Annotated in this window: 21 protein-coding genes and 1 pseudogene; 9 read left to right on the top strand and 13 right to left on the bottom strand. The window is 68.6% G+C overall.

Features of this window, described 5'->3' with window-relative positions; all coding sequences use genetic code 11:
* Positions 1–25 precede the first annotated feature (25 nt).
* From H7K45_RS26705 to H7K45_RS26710, 3 genes are read right to left on the bottom strand one after another with little or no spacing between them, the layout of a single operon-like run.
* The gene (locus H7K45_RS26705) at positions 26–754 is read right to left on the bottom strand and encodes an MFS transporter (protein ID WP_308206435.1); all 729 of its coding nucleotides are present in this window, start codon (positions 752–754) and stop codon (positions 26–28) included.
* Positions 755–769: 15 nt separating this feature from the next.
* Entirely contained in the window at positions 770–1,060 is a 291-nt protein-coding gene (locus H7K45_RS31600) for an MFS transporter (protein ID WP_308206436.1), read from the bottom strand.
* Positions 1,011–1,391 carry an MFS transporter gene (locus H7K45_RS26710; protein ID WP_263999104.1) on the bottom strand — a complete coding sequence of 127 codons (381 nt, stop codon included), beginning with the start codon at positions 1,389–1,391 and terminating at the stop codon, positions 1,011–1,013. The genes H7K45_RS31600 and H7K45_RS26710 overlap by 50 nt, the downstream gene beginning before the upstream one ends.
* 18 nt (positions 1,392–1,409) lie before the next feature.
* Between H7K45_RS26710 and H7K45_RS26715 the strand changes: the two genes are divergently transcribed.
* From H7K45_RS26715 to H7K45_RS26725, 3 genes are read left to right on the top strand one after another with little or no spacing between them, the layout of a single operon-like run.
* Positions 1,410–1,799 (top strand): winged helix-turn-helix transcriptional regulator, encoded by a 390-nt coding sequence (locus H7K45_RS26715; protein ID WP_263999106.1) that lies wholly within the window; start codon positions 1,410–1,412, stop codon positions 1,797–1,799.
* Complete coding sequence (locus H7K45_RS26720) at positions 1,796–2,320, top strand: PaaI family thioesterase (RefSeq protein ID WP_263999107.1); 525 nt, start codon at positions 1,796–1,798, stop codon at positions 2,318–2,320. Before H7K45_RS26715 ends, H7K45_RS26720 begins: the two co-directional genes overlap by 4 nt.
* Positions 2,321–2,330: 10 nt before the next feature.
* Positions 2,331–3,503 (top strand): FAD-dependent oxidoreductase, encoded by a 1,173-nt coding sequence (locus H7K45_RS26725; protein ID WP_263999108.1) that lies wholly within the window; start codon positions 2,331–2,333, stop codon positions 3,501–3,503.
* On the opposite strand, the gene H7K45_RS26730 is transcribed toward H7K45_RS26725, so the two are convergent.
* The 7 genes and pseudogenes from H7K45_RS26730 to H7K45_RS26760 form a co-directional block, all read right to left on the bottom strand.
* Positions 3,469–3,987: a transglycosylase family protein gene (locus H7K45_RS26730; protein WP_372512650.1), complete on the bottom strand. Its 519-nt coding sequence runs from the start codon at positions 3,985–3,987 to the stop codon at positions 3,469–3,471. The genes H7K45_RS26725 and H7K45_RS26730 overlap by 35 nt on opposite strands.
* A 224-nt stretch (positions 3,988–4,211) precedes the next feature.
* Positions 4,212–4,436: pseudogene (locus H7K45_RS26735) on the bottom strand (transglycosylase family protein); the annotation flags it as partial.
* A gap of 1,137 nt (positions 4,437–5,573) precedes the next feature.
* The gene (mobA, locus tag H7K45_RS26740) at positions 5,574–6,173 is read right to left on the bottom strand and encodes a molybdenum cofactor guanylyltransferase (protein WP_263999109.1); all 600 of its coding nucleotides are present in this window, start codon (positions 6,171–6,173) and stop codon (positions 5,574–5,576) included.
* Entirely contained in the window at positions 6,145–7,221 is a 1,077-nt protein-coding gene (locus tag H7K45_RS26745; RefSeq protein WP_263999110.1) for a 2-oxoacid:ferredoxin oxidoreductase subunit beta, read from the bottom strand. The genes mobA and H7K45_RS26745 overlap by 29 nt, the downstream gene beginning before the upstream one ends.
* A 28-nt stretch (positions 7,222–7,249) precedes the next feature.
* Positions 7,250–9,202 (bottom strand): 2-oxoacid:acceptor oxidoreductase subunit alpha, encoded by a 1,953-nt coding sequence (locus H7K45_RS26750; RefSeq protein ID WP_263999111.1) that lies wholly within the window; start codon positions 9,200–9,202, stop codon positions 7,250–7,252.
* 331 nt (positions 9,203–9,533) lie between these two features.
* On the bottom strand, positions 9,534–10,391 hold the full coding sequence (locus H7K45_RS26755) for a PfkB family carbohydrate kinase (protein WP_263999113.1): 858 nt from the start codon (positions 10,389–10,391) through the stop codon (positions 9,534–9,536).
* Between the two features lie 80 nt (positions 10,392–10,471).
* A complete protein-coding gene (locus tag H7K45_RS26760) occupies positions 10,472–11,476 on the bottom strand; it encodes a LacI family DNA-binding transcriptional regulator (protein ID WP_263999114.1) in 1,005 nt (334 codons plus the stop codon).
* Between the two features lie 84 nt (positions 11,477–11,560).
* Here H7K45_RS26760 and H7K45_RS26765 point away from each other — a divergent pair, with 84 nt between their 5' ends.
* Genes H7K45_RS26765 through H7K45_RS26780 form a run of 4 tightly spaced genes read left to right on the top strand, consistent with a single transcriptional unit; the run spans position 11,561 to position 15,571 of the window.
* Positions 11,561–12,724, top strand: coding sequence for a phytanoyl-CoA dioxygenase family protein (locus tag H7K45_RS26765; RefSeq protein ID WP_263999115.1), 1,164 nt, complete (start codon positions 11,561–11,563; stop codon positions 12,722–12,724).
* The gene (locus H7K45_RS26770) at positions 12,721–13,728 is read left to right on the top strand and encodes a Gfo/Idh/MocA family protein (RefSeq protein ID WP_263999116.1); all 1,008 of its coding nucleotides are present in this window, start codon (positions 12,721–12,723) and stop codon (positions 13,726–13,728) included. Before H7K45_RS26765 ends, H7K45_RS26770 begins: the two co-directional genes overlap by 4 nt.
* Positions 13,725–14,594 carry a sugar phosphate isomerase/epimerase family protein gene (locus tag H7K45_RS26775; protein ID WP_263999118.1) on the top strand — a complete coding sequence of 290 codons (870 nt, stop codon included), beginning with the start codon at positions 13,725–13,727 and terminating at the stop codon, positions 14,592–14,594. Before H7K45_RS26770 ends, H7K45_RS26775 begins: the two co-directional genes overlap by 4 nt.
* Entirely contained in the window at positions 14,591–15,571 is a 981-nt protein-coding gene (locus H7K45_RS26780; protein ID WP_263999119.1) for a Gfo/Idh/MocA family protein, read from the top strand. Before H7K45_RS26775 ends, H7K45_RS26780 begins: the two co-directional genes overlap by 4 nt.
* On the opposite strand, the gene H7K45_RS26785 is transcribed toward H7K45_RS26780, so the two are convergent.
* Positions 15,568–15,711: a hypothetical protein gene (locus H7K45_RS26785; RefSeq protein ID WP_263999120.1), complete on the bottom strand. Its 144-nt coding sequence runs from the start codon at positions 15,709–15,711 to the stop codon at positions 15,568–15,570. The genes H7K45_RS26780 and H7K45_RS26785 overlap by 4 nt on opposite strands.
* A gap of 106 nt (positions 15,712–15,817) precedes the next feature.
* On the opposite strand from H7K45_RS26785, the gene H7K45_RS26790 reads away from it, so the two are divergent.
* Positions 15,818–16,594: a TIM barrel protein gene (locus H7K45_RS26790; RefSeq protein ID WP_263999121.1), complete on the top strand. Its 777-nt coding sequence runs from the start codon at positions 15,818–15,820 to the stop codon at positions 16,592–16,594.
* On the opposite strand, the gene H7K45_RS26795 is transcribed toward H7K45_RS26790, so the two are convergent.
* Positions 16,591–17,061, bottom strand: a complete 471-nt coding sequence (locus H7K45_RS26795; protein ID WP_263999122.1) for an SRPBCC family protein — start codon at positions 17,059–17,061, stop codon at positions 16,591–16,593. The two genes, H7K45_RS26790 and H7K45_RS26795, sit on opposite strands and share 4 nt — an antisense overlap.
* 131 nt (positions 17,062–17,192) lie before the next feature.
* Between H7K45_RS26795 and H7K45_RS26800 the strand changes: the two genes are divergently transcribed.
* A complete protein-coding gene (locus tag H7K45_RS26800) occupies positions 17,193–17,810 on the top strand; it encodes a TetR/AcrR family transcriptional regulator (protein ID WP_263999123.1) in 618 nt (205 codons plus the stop codon).
* Between the two features lie 12 nt (positions 17,811–17,822).
* On the opposite strand, the gene H7K45_RS26805 is transcribed toward H7K45_RS26800, so the two are convergent.
* Positions 17,823–18,641 (bottom strand): ATP-binding cassette domain-containing protein, encoded by an 819-nt coding sequence (locus H7K45_RS26805; protein WP_263999124.1) that lies wholly within the window; start codon positions 18,639–18,641, stop codon positions 17,823–17,825.
* Between the last annotated feature and the right edge of the window lie 3 nt (positions 18,642–18,644).

Genomic DNA, 18,644 nt, shown 5'->3' on the forward strand with positions numbered 1-18,644 from the left:
CCGTCGAGGAAACCACACATCCGGGTCAGTGGCGCGGGTGGCGCGAGCTCCTACCCGCCAGGGCCACCGCACCGGCGCCAACCAGCGAGATCGACGCAGACATGGCGATCGCCACGTTCCAGCCGGCCGCCAGGTCGTCGCCGGCGTGGGTGGCGACGACGACGAAGGAGGTGATGCCGACCGCCGCGCCGAAGTAACGGGCGGTGTTGTTGGCCCCGCTTCCCATCGCCGCCCGGTCGGCGTGCACGCTGGCGACGGCCTCGCGACCCAGCAGCGCGTTGAGCAGACCCGTCGCCACACCGGCGACGAACAGCGACGGCACCAGTCGCCACGGGCTGGACTCGGTGGTCACGCCGAAGCCGAGGGCTTGGCCCACCGCGACGACGACGAGGGCGACCGCGATCGGTACGGGACCGGTCATCGGGTGCCGTACGAGGCGGGACAGGAAGGCCGTCACCACACTCGTGCCGGACCACACGACGACCAGCAGGCTGGCCGGCCAGATGCCGGCGTTGAGGCCCGTCTGGGCCAGCGTCGGAACGAAGGACACGGTGGCGATGACGCCCGTGCCCAGCACGAAGGAGCCGATGGTGGCAGCCCGGAAGCGCTGGTGGCGGAGGAGTCGAAGCTCGACGAGGGGGTCGCGGACGCGGGCTTCCACGACTCCGAAGCCGACGAGCGCCAGCAATCCGGTAATTCCGAGCACCACTGGCGTCGGGTGAATACCGTTGCGTCCCAGAGTCAGTGCGCACACCAGCAGGATCATCGCCTACGAGAACAGTGCCAGCCCGCCGCCGTCGAGCCGTCGTCGACCGGCCGCGCGTGAGTCACCGATGCGAGTGAGACTGGGCCACAGGAGGATCAGCGCAACCGCGGCAACGGCCACATAGGGTCCGCGCCAGTGCGCTGCGCCAACGGCGGCCGACAGCACCGCGCCCACCGTGATCCCCAGGCCGACGCTCGTGCCCCACACCGCCGTCGCGTGGGTGCGCCGGCGGGGCTCGGTGAAGTCACGAGCGAGAATCGCCAGACCGCAGGCCAGTACGGCCGCACCGCCCACTCCCCAGCACGCGACCCGCGACGAATCCCACCGCACTCCATGCGACGCCGCAGGCGACGGCGCCCAGTGCCATGGCGACCAGACCCGTGACGTAGACCCGGCGGCGGCCCACGTTGTCTCCGACCACGCCCGCGGCCAGCAGGCCGGCGGCCAGGCCGATCGACATGGAGTTGAGCAACCACGGTCCCGCCGCGACTCCGGCGCGCAGGCCGGCGACGGTCGCGGTCAGCGTGGCCATCGGCGTGACGTAGGTGACCAGCACCAGTGCCGTGCCCGCCGCGACGGGCGCCAGGGAGCAGGCCTCGACTGATGGTTTGATTTTCAAACTCACTCCTGGCACGCTAACACCGTGCCGACCACTCCGCTCGCCGATCTCGCAGGCCGCCCGTGTCCGATCGCCGCCGCGTTGACCGTCGTCGGCGAGAAGTGGGCGCTGCTCGTCGTCCGCGAGATCGCCCTTGGTTCGTGCCGGTTCGGCGAGATCGTGGCGGGCACCGGCGCGCCTCGCGACCGGGTCGCCGCCCGACTCAAGACGTTGGAGGCGGCGGGCATCGTCGACCGAACCACCTACCACGAGCATCCACCGCGCGACGAGTACGGCCTGACCGCGGCGGGTCGCGGCCTGCTGCCCGTGCTGGACGCACTGCTGGCCTGGGGCAGCGAACATGCCGTGGCCCCCGACGACCCACTGCGTCGACGCCGCTACCGCCCCTTAGTCCGACCCGAGGAGACGACGTGACCGGCAACGAGGGATGGGGCGAGGAGCGCTCGAAGGTCGTCACCTGGCACGACCCCACCCCCACCACGGCCAAGGGCCTGTCCATGCCGGGCATCGACTACCTGCGCGCGATGGTCGACGGCATCCTGCCGCCACCGCCGATCTCCGGATTGATGTCGTTCACCATGTCCGCCGTCGAACCAGGCCGCGTGGTGTTCACCTGCGAACCCGACGACTCGGCCTACAACCCGATCGGCGCCGTGCACGGCGGACTGGTGTGCACCCTGCTCGATTCGGTGGCAGGGTGCGCGCTGCACAGCACGCTGCCGCAGGGCAAGGGCTACACGTCGATCGAGATCAAGGTCAACTACCTCAAGGGCGTGCGCACCACCAGCGGGCCGCTGACGGCGACCGGAACCGTCGTCAAGGCCGGGTCGCGCGTCGGCTTCACCGAGGGTGTCGTCACCGACGGATCCGGCGCAATCGTCGCGACGGCCTCGAGCACCCTGCTGGTGTTCGACCTCCCGACACCGGGCCGATAGCGTCGGGGGCGTGAGCCCCAGCTTCCTCGTCGTCGGCGCCGGCATCTCGGGACTGGCGACCGCGGTCGCGTTGCAACGCCGAGGGCACCGGGTGACGGTCCTCGAGGAGCGCGTCGACGCCTCGTCGGGCACGGCCATCACAATCTGGCCGAATGCCTTGGCCGCCTTGGACCGCATCGGTCTCGGCGACGCCGTCCGCGAGTCCGGGAGTCGGGTCTCCGCGGGAGCGCTGCGATGGTCGAACGGGACGTGGCTGCGACGTCCGGCCCCGGAACGGATCGTCGCGGCTCTTGGCGAGCCGCTCGTGGTTCTGCGGCGGTCGGTGCTGACCCGCGTCCTCTCCGACGCGCTCACCGAGGGCACCGTCGAAACCGGCCTCGCGGCAACCGAACTCGTCGTCACCGCGACCGGGGTGTGCGTCACGACGTCGGACGGGACGACCCGCGAGGCGACGGCGGTGATCGGTGCCGACGGTGTCGGTTCGACGGTGGCCCGCCACCTGAACGGAACGCTGCGCCGCCGCTATGCCGGCTACACCGCCTGGCGCGGCGTCGCCCACTGTGGTCTGGACCCGACTCTGGCCGGCGAAACAGTGGGCGTGGGAACCGAATTCGGCCACGTGCCACTCGGAGCCGGGCACACCTACTGGTTCGGCACCGAGCGGCGTCCAGAGGGCACGGCCTGCCCCGGCGGTGAACTCACCCACCTGAGGAGGATGTACGCCGGCTGGGCCGATCCGGTGCCTGCGCTGCTGGCGGCCACCGATCCGGCCGACGTGCTGCGCACCGACCTCTACGACCGCGAGCCCGCCCGCCAGTGGTCGCGCGGGACCGTCGTGCTCGTCGGCGACGCCGCACATCCCATGCGCCCGCATCTCGGCCAGGGTGGCTGCCAGGGTCTGGAGGACGCCGCCACGTTGGCGCACTGCGTCGACGTCGTCGACGATCTTCCCGGCGCGTTCGCGAGGTACACCGAGCTGCGCCGACCGCGGACGCTCGCGCTGACCCGCGAGTCGCGGCTGTTCGGGCGGATCGTCAACGCGCGTCCTGCACTGCTGGGAGCGGCGGCGATGCGGGCGTCGGCGGCAGTACCGGAGGTGGTCCTGCGCCGACATCTGGCCGCGGTGGCCGGGCGGTCGGCCTTCGCGCTCAGCTCCGACCGGTCAGCGCGCCCATCGGGTTGAGCAGCGCCGAGCACATCTGGCGGGGGTTGATGAGGCCGAGCAGTCCCTGGGTAGGCATTGCCTGGCAACCGGTCGCGGGCTGTGCCGGGGTGATGGAGGAGACGTTCCACACCGTCGGCGCACCGCCCTTGGCACCGCACGTGGGCCAGGCGCCGGGACCCTGGCTGGCGAGGACGTTCTCGGCGACGCGGATCTGCTCGGCCCGTGACGCCGCGGCGGGCGAACCGACGCCGCCGTTGGCGCTCCAGGTGGCCGGCTTGAACTGCAGACCGCCGTAGTGGCCGTTGCCGGTGCTGGCGGCCCAGTTGCCGCCCGACTCGCACTGCGCGACGGCGTCCCAGTTCATCGAGTCCGCGTGGGCGGTGCCAGCCGACATGCCGGTCGACATCGCCATGGCGACGATCGCGAACGCACCGGCGAGGAGGACGAGCTTGAGCCCGCTGGTGAGTGCCTTCTGCGCCTTGCCGAATCCCAGAATCGTCACGAGTGCGGTCCTTCCCCGACCGGTTGACACGAGGACCGCGGTAGCCAGTGGCAAATTGACGCGGTCAACCATTGCTTCGTGGGGTCGGTCACAGGCGTTACAGAAGTGTCCGAAGTTCTTTATCGAGACGTGACGGAAGCCAGAGAAGCACGAGGTAGGCGGGACTAGAGACGACAGCGGCGCCGGGCTGGTCGCCCGGCGCCGCTGGTCGCCTCGTCGCCGATCTAGCCGCGGCGTCCGCAGACCGGCCAGGCGCCGATGCCCTGGCTCTTCAACACGTTGTTGGCCACGCGGATCTGTTCGTCCTTGCTGGCCTGGTGGGGCGAACCGGATCCACCGTTGGCACGCCAGGTGCTCATCGTGAACTGCAGTCCGCCGTAGTACCCGTTACCCGTGGCGGTCGACCAGTTGCCGCCCGACTCGCACGCTGCGACGGCATCCCAGTTGACTCCGCCGTCCGCATGCGCGGTCCCGGCTCCTAGCGCGATCGGGGCCACGGCGAGCGCCCCGGCGATGGTGGCCAGGCCAAGCGTCTTGCGGGTGTTCTTCAACTTCTGTCCTTCCGCCACGCGCGCACCAAGGACACCCGCGCTGAGCGCGGGCGTACTGCCTGTCGGACAGGCGGGAGGCTCTGGATCGTGCCGTCTCGGTCGGGCACGACAGCGGGCGGCTCGACATGCCACGCCGGGTTGTCACCCGGCGGCGGTCTCGGCGCCGAATCTCGTTCGGGCCTCGAGGCCGCCCCACTCACACGCTGGTTCGTGATGTGTTTGATTTGCTCCATTCGTGGAGACCCTTGAAACATACAAACGTCGATCGCCAAGACGAAACCTGCCGACACGGGTGGGGCCGTCCGATAACGAATCGATAACGACACGAGATCCCGGCGTCTTCGCAGGTCATCACGGATGGTTAGCAGCACAAGGCATCTGGACGCGCGCTACACATTTCGTGAGTCAAATCACGCCCATCGTGTGACGTGGCGCACGGAAGTTAGTCACAACAGTCACACGCATCACTCGAAACGGCTCTCCACCAGGCACATTCGCAGTTCCTTCCGGGACGCCACCGAATGGACGTTCGCTGGCGCGACGCAACGTCAACCTGCACGCGAAGATGAAAGTCACTGCCCGCCAGTAACTTTGACAGACCGATCAGACGCGGACCAATCGAAGGATGGTCGACGGGCCTAACCGACCACGAGTGAAATCATCACGCGCGCAACGCATTGGAACACACCAGGCGCCACCTGCGGAGGACTGACCGGCACCCCCAATCTCCCGGCCGCCCGATCACGGTCGCCATTCCGCGACAACCGAATTGGACCATTCGATCAATGGTCGCGTCGAAGCCATTGTGGTGCGGTGACTTTCGCCGAATGCCCTTCCCCGAGACGCTCTCCAACCCGTTGGGCTGCAACGCATTACGAATACGTTGTGAGGCCCCTGCGAATCGCCGAACCACGATGCGTATGCCGGTTGCCCGAAGGGAAATCCACCCAATATGGCGGTTCGTGGCGGCGATAACGGCGGAGTGCGTCGAATTGGTCGTCGTCGACGACACAATTCGCCATTTGCTGAACCAAACTAGGGCAGGTCGGCAGGTGCGTTCAGGTTGGCCAGCGACCGCTGTTCGTCCATCACCACGCGCTGCACGTCGACGACGTCGACCAGGGCGCGCATGCTGCGTTCACCCGCGGCCACCAACGCATCGGCGCGTTCGGCGAGATCGGTTCGGTAGACACCGGCCAGATAGTGGTCACGGCCGTCCCACGGCAGCACCACGGCGGCGCCGAGCCGTACGGACGGCCCCACCAGCTCGTCGATCAGCTCGGCGGCGAGATAGGGCATGTCGACGGCACAGACGAAGGCTCGCTCCATCCCGGCCTCGGCAGCCGCGCGCAAACCCCTGGCCGTCGCGAGCAGCGGACCGACTCCACGGACGTCGTCGCGCAACACCTCGGCGTCAAGCGTGGGCAGCGGCTGACCGGGCGCCGCGACGACGAACACGGGCGCGCACCGGCCCGCCACCGTGCGCACGGCCCGTTCCACGAACGTGCGACCGTCGAGCTCCAGGGTCGCCTTGTCGCGCCCCATTCGCCTCGAGGCTCCGCCTGCCAGCACGATGCCGGCGAGCGGAGCCCGAGGGGCCGTGTCGTTACTCGACGTTCCAGGTGTCCTTGCCACGAAGCAAGGATTGCAGAGCCGCGGTGTCGTGGGGCTTGGATTCCATCGCAGAGGTCACCTGATTGCGCGCCATCTCGTCATACGTCGGGCGACTCACCTGACGGAAGATGCCCATGACCGTGTGCTCGAGGTTCTGCTCGGACAGCCGCGACAGTGCGAACGCGTACGCGGGATCGTCGATCGTCGCGTCGTGCACCACGATCTGGTCGGCGGACACGTCGGCGGTCTTGGCGACCTCCAGTCCGAAGCCCGACCTCACCACGCAGTAGGCACCGTCGGCGCCGAAGATGATCGGTTCCCCGTGCCGGACGCTGACCAGCCGGTCCTCGGAGCCCTCCTTGCGCAGCGCGTCGAAGGAGCCGTCGTTGAAGATCGGGCAGTCCTGCATGATCTCGACAAGGGCGGCGCCGCGGTGGCTGGCGGCCGCCCGCAGCACCTCGGTCAGGCCCTTCTTGTCCGAGTCCAGGGCGCGCCCGACGAACGTGGCCTCTGCGCCCAGCGCCAGCGACACCGGGTTGAAGGGGTGGTCGATGGACCCCATGGGCGAGGTCTTGGTGACCTTGCCGACCTCCGAGGTCGGCGAGTACTGCCCCTTGGTCAGCCCGTAGATCCGGTTGTTGAACAGCAGGATCGTGATGTTGACGTTGCGGCGCAGCGCGTGAATCAGGTGGTTGCCGCCGATGGACAACGCGTCGCCGTCACCGGTGACGACCCACACCGACAGGTCGTCGCGGGCCAGCGCCAGGCCGGTGGCGAAGGTCGGGGCGCGGCCGTGGATCGAGTGCAGGCCGTAGGTCTCCAGGTAGTAGGGGAACCGGCTGGAGCAGCCGATGCCGCTGACGAAGACCATGTTCTCGCGCTTGAGCCCGAGCTCGGGAAGGAAGCTGCGGATGGTGTTGAGGATGACGTAGTCACCGCAGCCCGGGCACCAGCGCACCTCCTGGTCGCTGGCGAAGTCCTTTGCCTTCTGCGGCTCGTCGGTGGTCGGCACCCCGCTCGTCTTGGTGAGCGCCGTCAGTCCCAGATCCGAACCAATCAGGTCAGTCATATCGTTTCCTCGCGCAAGCGCTCGTCAGTCATTCATCCGCTCCTTCGGCCGTCGCCGCACTCTCGATGGTGGCCGCCGCCAACCGGGCGAACTTCGCCTTGTCGGTCTCCTTGTCACGCAACGTTCCGTCGAGGGCCGATTCGATGATGCCTTCGATCTCCTCGGCGAGGAAGGCCATGCCCTCCACCTTCGTCACCGACTGCACGTCGACGAGGTACTTGCCGCGCAGCAGCAGCGCGAACTGACCGAGGTTCATCTCCGGCAGCACCACGTTGGGGTACTGGCGCAGCACGTCGCCGAGGTTGGCGGGCAAGGGATTCAGGTGCCGTACGTGGGCGTGCGCCACCTTGACACCCGTGCGGCGCGCGCGACGGCAGGCTTCGCCGATGGGCCCGTAGGAGCTGCCCCACCCGACGATCAGGAGTTCGGCCTCGCCGCTGGGGTCGTCGACGACGACGTCGGGCACCGTGATGCCGTCGATCTTCGCCTGGCGCAACCGCACCATCAGGTCGTGGTTCTTGGGCTCGTAGGAGATGTTGCCCGTGCCGTTGGCCGACTCCAGGCCCCCGATGCGGTGCTCGAGGCCGGGCGTACCGGGAACGGCGAATTGCCGGGCCAGCGTCTCGGGATCCCGCGCGTAGGGCTGGAACGGCTCGCCGGCCTTGGCGAAGGTGTGATCGATGGCGTCGAAGGTGCTGACGTCAGGGATGCGCCACGGCTCGGAGCCGTTGGCGATCGCGCCGTCAGAGAGCAGGATGACCGGCGTTCGGTAGGTGAGCGCGATGCGAGCCGCCTCCACGGCGATCTCGAAGCAATCCGACGGCGACTGCGGCGCCAGCACGGCAACCGGGGACTCGCCGTTGCGGCCGAACAGGGCCTGCAGCAGGTCGGCCTGCTCGGTCTTGGTCGGCAAGCCGGTGGAGGGACCGCCGCGCTGCACGTCGACCACCAGCAGCGGCAGCTCGGCCATCACGCCGAGGCCGATGGCCTCCGCCTTGAGTGCGACGCCGGGGCCCGAGGTGCTGGTGACGCCGAGGGCGCCGCCGTAGGACGCGCCGAGAGCGGCGCCGATGCCCGCGATCTCGTCCTCGGCCTGGAAGGTCAGGACGTTGAAGTTCTTGTGCTTGGAGAGCTCGTGCAAGATGTCCGAGGCCGGCGTGATCGGGTAGCTGCCGAGCACCACCTGGGTGTCGGCGAGCTGGCCGGCGGCGACGATGCCGTAGGCCAACGCCGTGTTGCCGGAGACCTGCCGGTACTCGCCCGAGCGCAGCTTGGCGGGCGCCACCTCATAGGTGGTGCCGAACGCCTCGGTGGTCTCGCCGTAGTTCCACCCGGCCTTGAGCGCGAGCACGTTGGCGTCGGCGATCTCGGGCTTGCGGGCGAACTTCTCTCGGATGAACCGCTCGCTGTGCTCGAGTTCGCGGTTGTACATCCACGACAGGAGCCCGAGGGCGAACATGTTCTTCGCCCGCGAGCCGTCCTTCTTGGTCGCGCCGATCTGTTCGACGGCGCCCAGGGTGAGGGTGGTCATGGGGACGGCCTGCACGACGTAGTCGGAGAGTTCGTCGGTCTCCAGCGGGTTGGCCTCGTAGCCGACCTTGGCGAGGTTGCGCTTGGTGAACTCGTCGGAGTTGGCGATCACGAGACCGCCGCGGGGCAGGTCGCCGACGTTGGCCTTCAGTGCGGCCGGGTTCATCGCGACGAGCACGTCGGGACGGTCGCCTGCGGTGAGGATGTCGAAGTCGGCGATCTGGATCTGGAACGACGAGACGCCGGGCAGCGTGCCCTGTGGTGCGCGGATCTCGGCGGGGTAATTGGGTTGTGTCGCAAGGTCGTTGCCGAACAAGGCGGCCTCGGTGGTGAACCGGTCACCCGTCAGCTGCATGCCGTCGCCCGAGTCACCCGCGAAGCGGATGACGACCTTTTCGAGCTTCTCCCGAGAAGAGGAACTCGTCTCGGCTTCGGTGCCGCTCACAGTCACGACCGCCGCCTTTCACACGTCATGAAGTAGAGGCATTGCCGCGTCGCTGGGTAGTGCGCTTTCGCGCCCGCGCCGCCGGGTGGACGTCAACCTCTTCTTATCTGTCACTACCGGTACCGATTATTGCACTGCTCTTAGGTTGAGCTTTACCGGACGGCTACGCGCGTCGCCCGATGGCCGGCCGGAAAACTCCTGTTCACAGTCTCGAAGACGGCGGAGCCAGCACTGATTTGTGGTCTTCGTCACGTTCGATGCGGTCCGAATCCTAAGAGCGAGGTTACCGGCCGGTAAAACTTGACGGGTGTCAACATCAACCCGACGGGACCAGCGCCTACACCCGATCGGGCGACGGGACGGGCAGCCGCTTCTCCAGTTCGCGGGCGACCAGTTCGCTGGCCCGCCGGGCCGCGGCCACCGGGCTGGCACCGGCCGCCCGGTTGGCGACGTAGCACGCCGTGAACATGTCCCCGGCGCCCGTGGCCTGTACCCCGGTGACCCGCCACGCGGCCGGTACCCGGACGACGTCACCCTCGGTGTAGATGTCGCAGCCCTCCGAACCGAGGGTCACCAGGATCTCGGGAACGCCGAGGCGTTCGGCCGTCGAGGCGTCGAATTCGCCGTCGGCGACGATGAGCGCCTCGTCCTCGGCCAGCTTCAGCACGCTGATGTCACGCAGCAGGCCGTGGGGGTAGTCGCGGTCCACCGCGAGCGGGCCCACCCGGTCGGCGCGCACCAGCCCCTGGCCGTCGTAGGCCACCTTGTGCCCACGCTCGGCCAGGAGCGCCAGGGTCTCCTCGGGGAAGTCCGCGCGCAGCAGGGGAGCGAGGTGCACCCACGTCGTCTCCGGGTTGGCGGTGTCGATCTCGTCGGTGCCCCAGATGGGGCCCAGCGCCGTGACGGACATCGCACGGTGGTCGACGTCGACGTAGTCCAGGCGGAACCCGGCGGTGCGATCGGAGTCGACGATGCGGACCAGCGAGCCGAACCGGTCGAGGACACCGGTGAACAGGTGGTGGTCGGCAGGCGCGCCCATGGCCACGATCTGCCCGACGCCGCCCGCGTACTCCAGCGCCACGCCGGCGAAGGAGGCGCAGCCACCGGGGCTCGGCGGAGCGCCGTCGATCTGATCGACTGCGAGGTTACCGAGGACGGTGACGCCGTCGACGAGCTGTGGCCGCACCGTTCCCATCTCCTGATCTTCGTCGGCGCACCGGAGTCGCCGTGAGGCGAAATGGTATCCGGCCCCACCGAGAATCGACGACTCGCCGCTCACGCCGGCACGTTGTAGGGGGTGATCACCTGAATCGGCGTCGGTCGTACGGGCTCCGAGGGAAGGGCACCGTGCTGCTGCAAGATCTGGCGCATGGCGACCCGTGCGTCGGCCCTGAGGTCGTTGTGCAGCACCACCGACACCTTGCCCTCGCGCAGCAGTCGCCGGTTGTCGGCGTCGAGATCGTGGGCGACTAAGACACGGCACACCCGTCCGATCTCCTCGAACGCGGCGATCGTCGCGGCGTTGCCGCCGCCGGGTGAGTAGACGGCCTCCACGCCGGGGTGCCGCCGCAGAGCGTCGAGGACGAGGCGCTTGGTGGTGGCGTCGACGCCGTCGCCGTCGCTGACCTCGACGACCTCGCGGCCCGAGCCACGCAACGCCGACCGAAAGCCGACTTCTCGCTCACCCTCACCGCGAAACACCGGGCCGCTCAACGTGATCAGCACCCCCGACGGTGACGAGCCCAGCCACTGATCCACCAGATAGGCCGCCGTGACCCCGGCACCGTGGTTGTCGATGCCGACGTAGGCGCAGCGGGTGCTGGTTGGTACGTCGGTCGTGTAGGTGACCACCGGGACGCCGCTGCCGACCAGCCGGTCGACGGCCTCGGCGACCTCCGGGGCGTCCTGGGCCTTGAGCACCACGCCGTGGCTGCCGCGGATCTTGCCGAGCGCGTCGGCCATCTGAGCCGTGGTGCCCGACTCCCAGAGGTGGAACCGAGCCCGCAGCATGGCAGGCGCGAACGCGGGCAGCTCGGCCTCGACCGCCGCCCGGAAGGCGTCGGAGAACCGCTGCGGGGTCTGCATCACGACGTCGATCAGGAAGCGACGACCGTTGAGCCGCAACTGCGCGCGCTGCTTGTCGAGATCGGCGATGGCCTGCGCCACCTCGGCTCGGGTGTTCTCGCGGACGCCGGGCCGGTCGTTGAGGACGCGGTCGACGGTCGCCTCGCTCAGCCCGGACTGCTGGGCGATCTCGCGGACCTTGTAGCGGTGCGGCACGCCTCTCCCCTTCCGTGAGATTGAGGTCTTTTTGACGGTTTTTTGGTGTTGATCGAGGCACGGGTCACAGCAAGACTAACGGGCATGGCTTACCCACTCACCACTTCGCACCGGGCGTGGATCGAGGCGCCCGACTGCGACCTCGACGACTTCCGCGCGTTGGTCTCCACGAGCACCGACCTTGCCGCCTACCCACTCGCGACCGACGTCCGCGAGGGTGTGCTCGTCTACTCCGCCCAGACCCTTGGGACCGCCGACCGGCGCGCGTTGCAGACCGAACTGATCGCGGCGTTGGCCGACGGGCCTGGCATCGTGGTCTTCGAGGGCGCGTTCGAGCACGACGTCGTGGACCGCGCCAGTGAGGCGTTTGCCACCTTGATCGAGGTGCAACGGGCCTCGGGCGGGGCCGTTGGCGATCACTTCGGCAAGGCAGGCGTCAACGACCGCGTCTGGAACGCCGCCCAGAAGCTGGCGCTACACGCCCCCGAGGTGTTCGCCGACTACTACGCAAACGACGCCCTTGCGCTGGTGTGCGAGGCCTGGTTGGGGCCGCGATACCAGGTCACCTCGCAGGTCAACGTCGTCAATCCCGGTGGCGCACCGCAGGTTCCGCACCGTGACTACCACCTCGGCTTCGTCGACCAGGATCAGCTGTCGGCCTACCCGGCGCACCTGCACCGCATGTCGGCGGTCTTGACGCTGCAGGGCGCCGTGGCGCACTGCGACATGCCGCTGGAGAGCGGGCCGACGATGCTGCTGCCACACTCGCAGAAGTTCGCAGGCGGATACATCGCCTTCTACGAGCAGGAGTTCGTCGACTTCTTCGCCACCCGCATGGTGCAGGTGCCGCTGCGAAAGGGTGACGCGGTCTTCTTCAACCCCGCGCTCATGCACGGAGCGGGCGCCAACACGTCCGTCGACATCCGCCGGATGGCCAACCTGCTGCAGATTTCCTCGCCGTTCGGACGCGCCATGGAGGCGATGGACCGTGCCGCGATGGTGCGAGCCACCTACCCAGCGCTTCTCTCCATGAAGGCCGCCGGCCGACCGGAGCGCGACCTTCGCAACGCGGTCAACGCGACGGCCGAGGGCTACGCGTTCCCCACCAACCTCGACCGCGATCAGCCCATCGGCAGCCTCGCGCCCCCCAGCCAGGTCGACACCGTACTGGCCGCACTGGCCGACGAACTCACCCCCGAACAGCTCGACGCCACGTTGGCGGAACACACGACAAGGAGAATTCCATGACTACCCTCGGCGTAATCGGACTGGGCCGCATCGGCGCCTTCCACACCGAAACCCTCAGCGGCTTGGCAGGCATCGACGAACTGGTGATCACCGATGAGCGGGGTGACGTGGCCGAGGCCGTCGCCGCCAAGCACGGTGCCAGGTACGTCGCGACCGTCGAGGAGCTGCTGTCCTCGGGCGTCGACGGCGTGGTGGTCTCAGCCGCCACGCCCGCCCACGCCGAGCTGACCCTGGCCGCGGTCGGGCGGGGCATCCCCACGTTCTGCGAGAAGCCCATCGCATCGACGGCCGTCGAGAGCGCCCGCGTCGCGAAGGCCATCCTGGACTCCGGCGTTCCCGTCCAGGTCGGCTACCAGCGCCGGTACGACGCGGCGTTCGCGGCGGCCAAGCGTGCGGTAGACGACGGGTCGCTCGGGAAGCTGCACACGGTGCGCAGCACCACGATGGACCCCGCTCCCCCGCCGCTGGACTACATCAAGGGATCGGGTGGCATCTTCCGCGACTGCGCGGTCCACGACTTCGACGTGCTCAACTGGATCACCGGCCAACGCGCCGTCGAGGTGTACGCCACCGGATCGGTCCAGGGTGACCCGCTGTTCACCGAGTACGGCGACGTCGACACCGCCGCGGTCATCGTGACGTTCGACGGCGGCGCGCTCGGCGTGGTGTCCAACGCCCGTTACAACGCCCGCGGCTATGACTGCCGCCTAGAGGTCCACGGGTTCGACGACAGCGTCGCCGCCGGCTGGGACCAGGGCGCCCCCCTGCGGAACACGGACCCCGGCAACGACTTTCCGACTGGCCCCGCCCACCACTTCTTCATGGACCGCTTCACCGAGGCGTTCCGCACCGAACTGGCCGCGTTCGTCGAGGTGACCAAGGGAGGGCCGGTCCTCGGTGCGACGGTCGCCGACGCGGTCGAGGTCGCATGGCTGGCCGAGGCCGCCACCGAATCCCTCAAGCGGGGGACGCCGGTCACGATCGCCGAGGTGCGGAACTCGTGAACACTCTGAAGATCGCGGGGGCGCCGATCTCCTGGGGGGTGTGCGAGGTGCCCGGTTGGGGCTACCAGTTGGAACCCGACCGGGTACTGACCGAGATGCGTGGCGCCGGGCTGACGGCCACCGAGCTGGGACCCGAGGGCTTCCTTCCCACCAATACCGACGAGCTGAAACGTGTTCTGCAGGAGAAGGATCTGGCCTGTGTGGGCGGCTTCGTGCCCGTCGTGCTCTTCAAGGAGGACCACGACCCCGCCGACGACCTCGCCGGCCCACTGGAATCCCTGATCGCCGCCGGAGCCGGCGTCGTGGTGCTTGCCGCGGCCACCGGTGCCGAGGGCTACGACTCCCGGCCCGTCCTGGATGACGCGCAATGGGCGCGACTGGTCGCCAACCTGGACCGGTTGGCGGGCATCGTGGCCGAGCGCGGTCTTCTGGCGGTGTTGCATCCCCACGTCGGCACGATCGTCGAGACCCGCGCCGACGTCGACCGGGTGCTTCACGGTTCGTCGATCGAGCTGTGCCTGGACACCGGCCACCTGCTGATCGGCGGCACCGACCCGCTGGAGCTGGCCAAGGCCGTGCCCCATCGCATCGCCCATACCCACCTCAAGGACGTCGACGCCGCGCTGGCGGCCAAGGTGCAGTCGGGCGAGCTGACCTACACCGAGGCCGTGAAGGCGGGCATGTACACCCCACTCGGCACGGGCGACGTCGACGTCGCGGGAATCGTTTCGGTGTTGCGGGACAACGGTTTCGACGGTTGGTTCGTCCTGGAGCAGGACACCATCCTCGACGGCGAGCCCGCCGGTGAGGGTCCGGTGCGCGACGTCGTCGCGAGCGTGGCGTACCTGCGGGACGTCACGTCGTGAGGATCGGCGTGCTCGGCGCCTCGCGGATCGCCGAGGCGGCCATCGTCGGACCGGCCGCCGAGCTCGGTCATAGCCTGGTGGCCGTGGCGGCCCGGGACCGTGCGCGGGCGGAGACGTTCGCCGAGAAGTACGGCGTCGAGCGGGTTCTCGACGGCTATCAGGAGGTGATCGACGACGCAGAAGTCGACGCCGTCTACAACCCCCTGGCGAATTCGTTGCACGCGCCGTGGAACCTCGCCGCGATCGCGGCCGGCAAGCCCGTGCTCAGCGAAAAGCCCTTCGCCCGAGACCAATCCGAGGCCCGCCGGGTCGCCGAGGCGGCCGAGGCGTCGGGCGTGACGGTGCTGGAGGGCTTCCACTACTTCTTCCACCCGGTCACCCAGCGTGCGTTCGAGCTCGCCGGCGACGGCACGATCGGATCGGTCACCCACGTCGAGGTCAGGATGGCGATGCCGGCGCCCGCCGACGACGATCCGCGGTGGTCGCGGGAGCTGGCCGGCGGGGCACTGATGGACCTGGGGTGTTACGGGCTGCACGTCATGCGCTCCCTGGGCCGCCTCGCGGCGCCAGGAATCGAGGGTCGCCCGTCGATCGTCAGGGCGCACGCCGAAGAGCGCACACCCGGGGTGGACGCGTGGTGTGACGTCGAACTGGGATTTCCCGGGGGCGCGACCGGCCTGACCGCGAATTCGATGGTGGCCGACCACCGTTCGTTCACCATTCGCATCATCGGCACGGCGGGCGATCTGTTGGTGCACGACTTCATCGCCCCGAGCAGCGATGACCGGTTGACCGTCACCACCGCGTCGGGCACCACCGTCGAGCATCTTGGTACGAGGGCGTCCTACGCCCATCAATTGGAGGCGTTCGCGGCGCACGTCGAGCGCGGGGACGCGCTCCCCTTCTCCACGGCCGACGCGGTCGCCAACATGGGGTTCGTCGACGAGGCGTACCGGGCGGCCGGCGTGGACCGTTAGCGCCGCTTGCCGCGCCGCGACCGCGGTCGGGTGGTGGAGCGCTCGTGCCAGCGCAGGCGCAACAGCAGCACCCGTCGGTGGGCGCGGAAGGACAGACTCAATGGGTCACGCCAGGCGGGGTGTTCGCGTTCGACGTCCACGGGGTCGATTGTGCCGTGCCCGGACCAATCGTGCGTGGTGGCGCGCGTCACCGGGGAACGTCGCGCGGGTGAACGATCGTCGAACGCTCGAGGAGAGGAATCAATAGTGAGTGGCTTTCAGCTGGCCGTCAGCGCCGAGATGGTGTTCACCGACCTGCCAATCGTCGAAAGGGTGCGCCGCATCCACGATCTCGGGTTCGCCGCCGAGATTTGGAGTTGGCATGACAAGGACCTCGACGCGCTGGCCGCGACCGGGGCCACCTTCACCTCGATGACGGGATACCTGCACGGCGACCTGATCGACCCGCAGACCGCCGACGAGGTGGTTCGCACGGCCGAGCACAGCGTCCGCGCCGCCGAGACCCTTGGTGTCACACGGCTCAACCTGCACACCGCCGAACTCGTCGACGGTCTACCGGCCCGGCCCCGCCTGCGCGCGAGCGGTGCCATGTGGGCCACCGCCCTGCGCACCCTGGACAGGCTTGGCGATCTGGGCGAGGCGGCGGGGGTTACCTTCTGCGTCGAGAATCTGAACACCATCGTCGACCATCCCGGGGTCCCGTTGGCGCGCGCGAAGGACGTCCTGGCACTCGTCGAGGGCGTCGGTCACCCGCATGTCAAGATGATGCTCGACCTCTATCACGCTCAGATCGGCGAGGGAAACCTCGTCGAGCTCGTCCGCCGGTGTGGTCCCGCCATCGGCGAGATTCAGGTTGCCGACGTGCCGGGGCGGTGCCAGCCGGGTACCGGGGAGGTCTATTACCCAGCGGTGGCACGGGCGTTGCACGACATGGGATATCGAGGCACAGTCGGGCTGGAGGGGTACGCCTCCGGTGACGACGCGGACGCCCTCGCGTCGTTCCGGTCGGCGTTCACCGTCTAGGCGAACCGGCGCGCGAGCCGCTCCAACGTAGCGGTCATCCCGGTGGCGTTCTTCTCGTCGTAGCCGAACGCGGTGATGACGAGCGGCACCTTCGCGGTGCTGTAGTCGAAGATCTCGGTCACCTCGGTGGCGGCGCCGTCATCTGCCGGGGCCAGCTCCCAACGCCACTTGTGTCCCATGGGGTGTCGCCACTCCACGACCGCGCCGTCCTGGACGTCGGTGGCGGTCGAGGTGATCTTGTAGGGCAGGCCGTACTGCGTCATCCCGACCGTGAACCGGTCCCCCACCTTGAGGCGGTGGGGACCCTTGACGTCGACGTCGCGCACGGTCCCGGAACCGTCGAGTTCGGCATGCCGGTGCGGGTCGACGACGAGAGCGAAGATCTCCGCCGCCGGGGCGTCGACGATCACGCGCTTGGCTACGCGTCGCGGACCGGCGTCCACCGTGGTCACAGCTGAAGAAGACATGTCGTCAGTTCTACCCCGGTGGGTCGGGCGCGACACCCCCGACCGGGGTGAAGGCGGGAATCCCCCGGTGGGCTCCGTTCACACGTAGCCTGCCTAGTGTGATCGACGGCGCCGCGGGTATACCCCCTAGTTTGCGTGAACGTAAGCGGCAGCGTACGCGCGTCCAACTGGTCTCTGCGGCGGTCGAACTGAGCCGCCGCCACGGATTCGCCCAGGCGACCATCGAGCAGATCGCCGCGGCGGTCGACGTGTCCCCGCGCACCTTCTCGCGGTACTTCCCCACCAAGGAGGCCGCCATCCTGTCGGTCGTCCAGGACATGGCCGACACCGCGCAGGACTATCTCGTCGACGTGGACCCGGAGATGGAGCCGCTGGACGCGCTCGTCGCCGCGCACCAGATGATGTTCGACGACGTGCACCGGGGGCGGCATGGGGTCACCCCGTCCCTCCTCGCGGGCGCGTTGCTCGTCATCGGTGAGTCCACCGTCCTGCGTCCGCTCGCTCTCGGCCTCACCCCGGTGGGCCTTCTGCACGCCGTCGCGCGCCGGATGGGCGCCGGTCCCGACCACAGTCCGCCCTGGTTGGTGATGCGGCTCTGGCTGACGATCCTGTCGTGCGCGTCCCGGGAGGCCGGGATCGCGGTGGCGTTCGGCCAGTGCGACGCCTCCCTCACCGCCCGGGTACTGAGCGAACGTGTCACCGCGGTGCGAGCCCAGATGACGACTTTGGTTCCGCGCGTACCGGACTGACCCCTGAAGCTCCTACTTGCGACCCAGCTCGTGGGTCAGCGCCTCCAGTTCGTCGCCGCCTGCCATCTCCTGCGTCAGACGGTCCAGCGTGATGTCGTCGTAGCTGCAGTCGAGCTTTTGGCGTCCGCGGTTGAGCAACACGAAGTGGTCACCGACCATGTGCGCATGGTGCGGGTTGTGCGTGATGAACACGACACCGAAGCCGGCCTCCTTGGCCGCGGTGATGTACTTGAGCACCACGCCGGACTGCTTGACGCCCAGTGCCGCGGTGGGCTCGTCCAAGATCAGCACCCGGGCCCCGAAGAACACCGCACGCGCGATGGCGACGCACTGCCGTTGACCACCCGAAAGCGACCCGATCGGCGCGTCGACGTCGGGTAGTTCGATGCCCATCTTCGACAACTCCGTCAGCGTCGTCGCCCGCATGGCGTTGGCGTCCAACGAGAACGGGAAGGACTTCTTGCGGATCTCCTGGCCGAGGAAGAAGTTGCGCCACACCGGCATCAGCGGGACGACGGCCAAATTCTGGTACACCGTGGCGATGCCCTTGGACAGCGCGTCGGCGGGAGAGCCGAACTTCACCGATTCACCGTCGACCAGCAGATCCCCCTCGGTCTGCTGATGCAAACCGGAGATGATCTTGATTAGAGTCGACTTGCCCGCGCCGTTGTCGCCAAGGATCCCGGTCACCTCACCGGCGTGCACCCGCAGGCAGATGCCCTTCAGCGCGGTGATGTTGCCATAGGCCTTGCCGACGTCCTTCAGTTCGACCAACGGGACCCTTCCACCGGAAGGGGCGTCGTGACTTGGCTTCTCAACTGTGGTGGTCATCGA

The organism is Mycobacterium yunnanensis (assembly GCF_025823185.1).
GTDB classification, from domain to species: Bacteria; Actinomycetota; Actinomycetes; order Mycobacteriales; family Mycobacteriaceae; genus Mycobacterium; species Mycobacterium yunnanensis.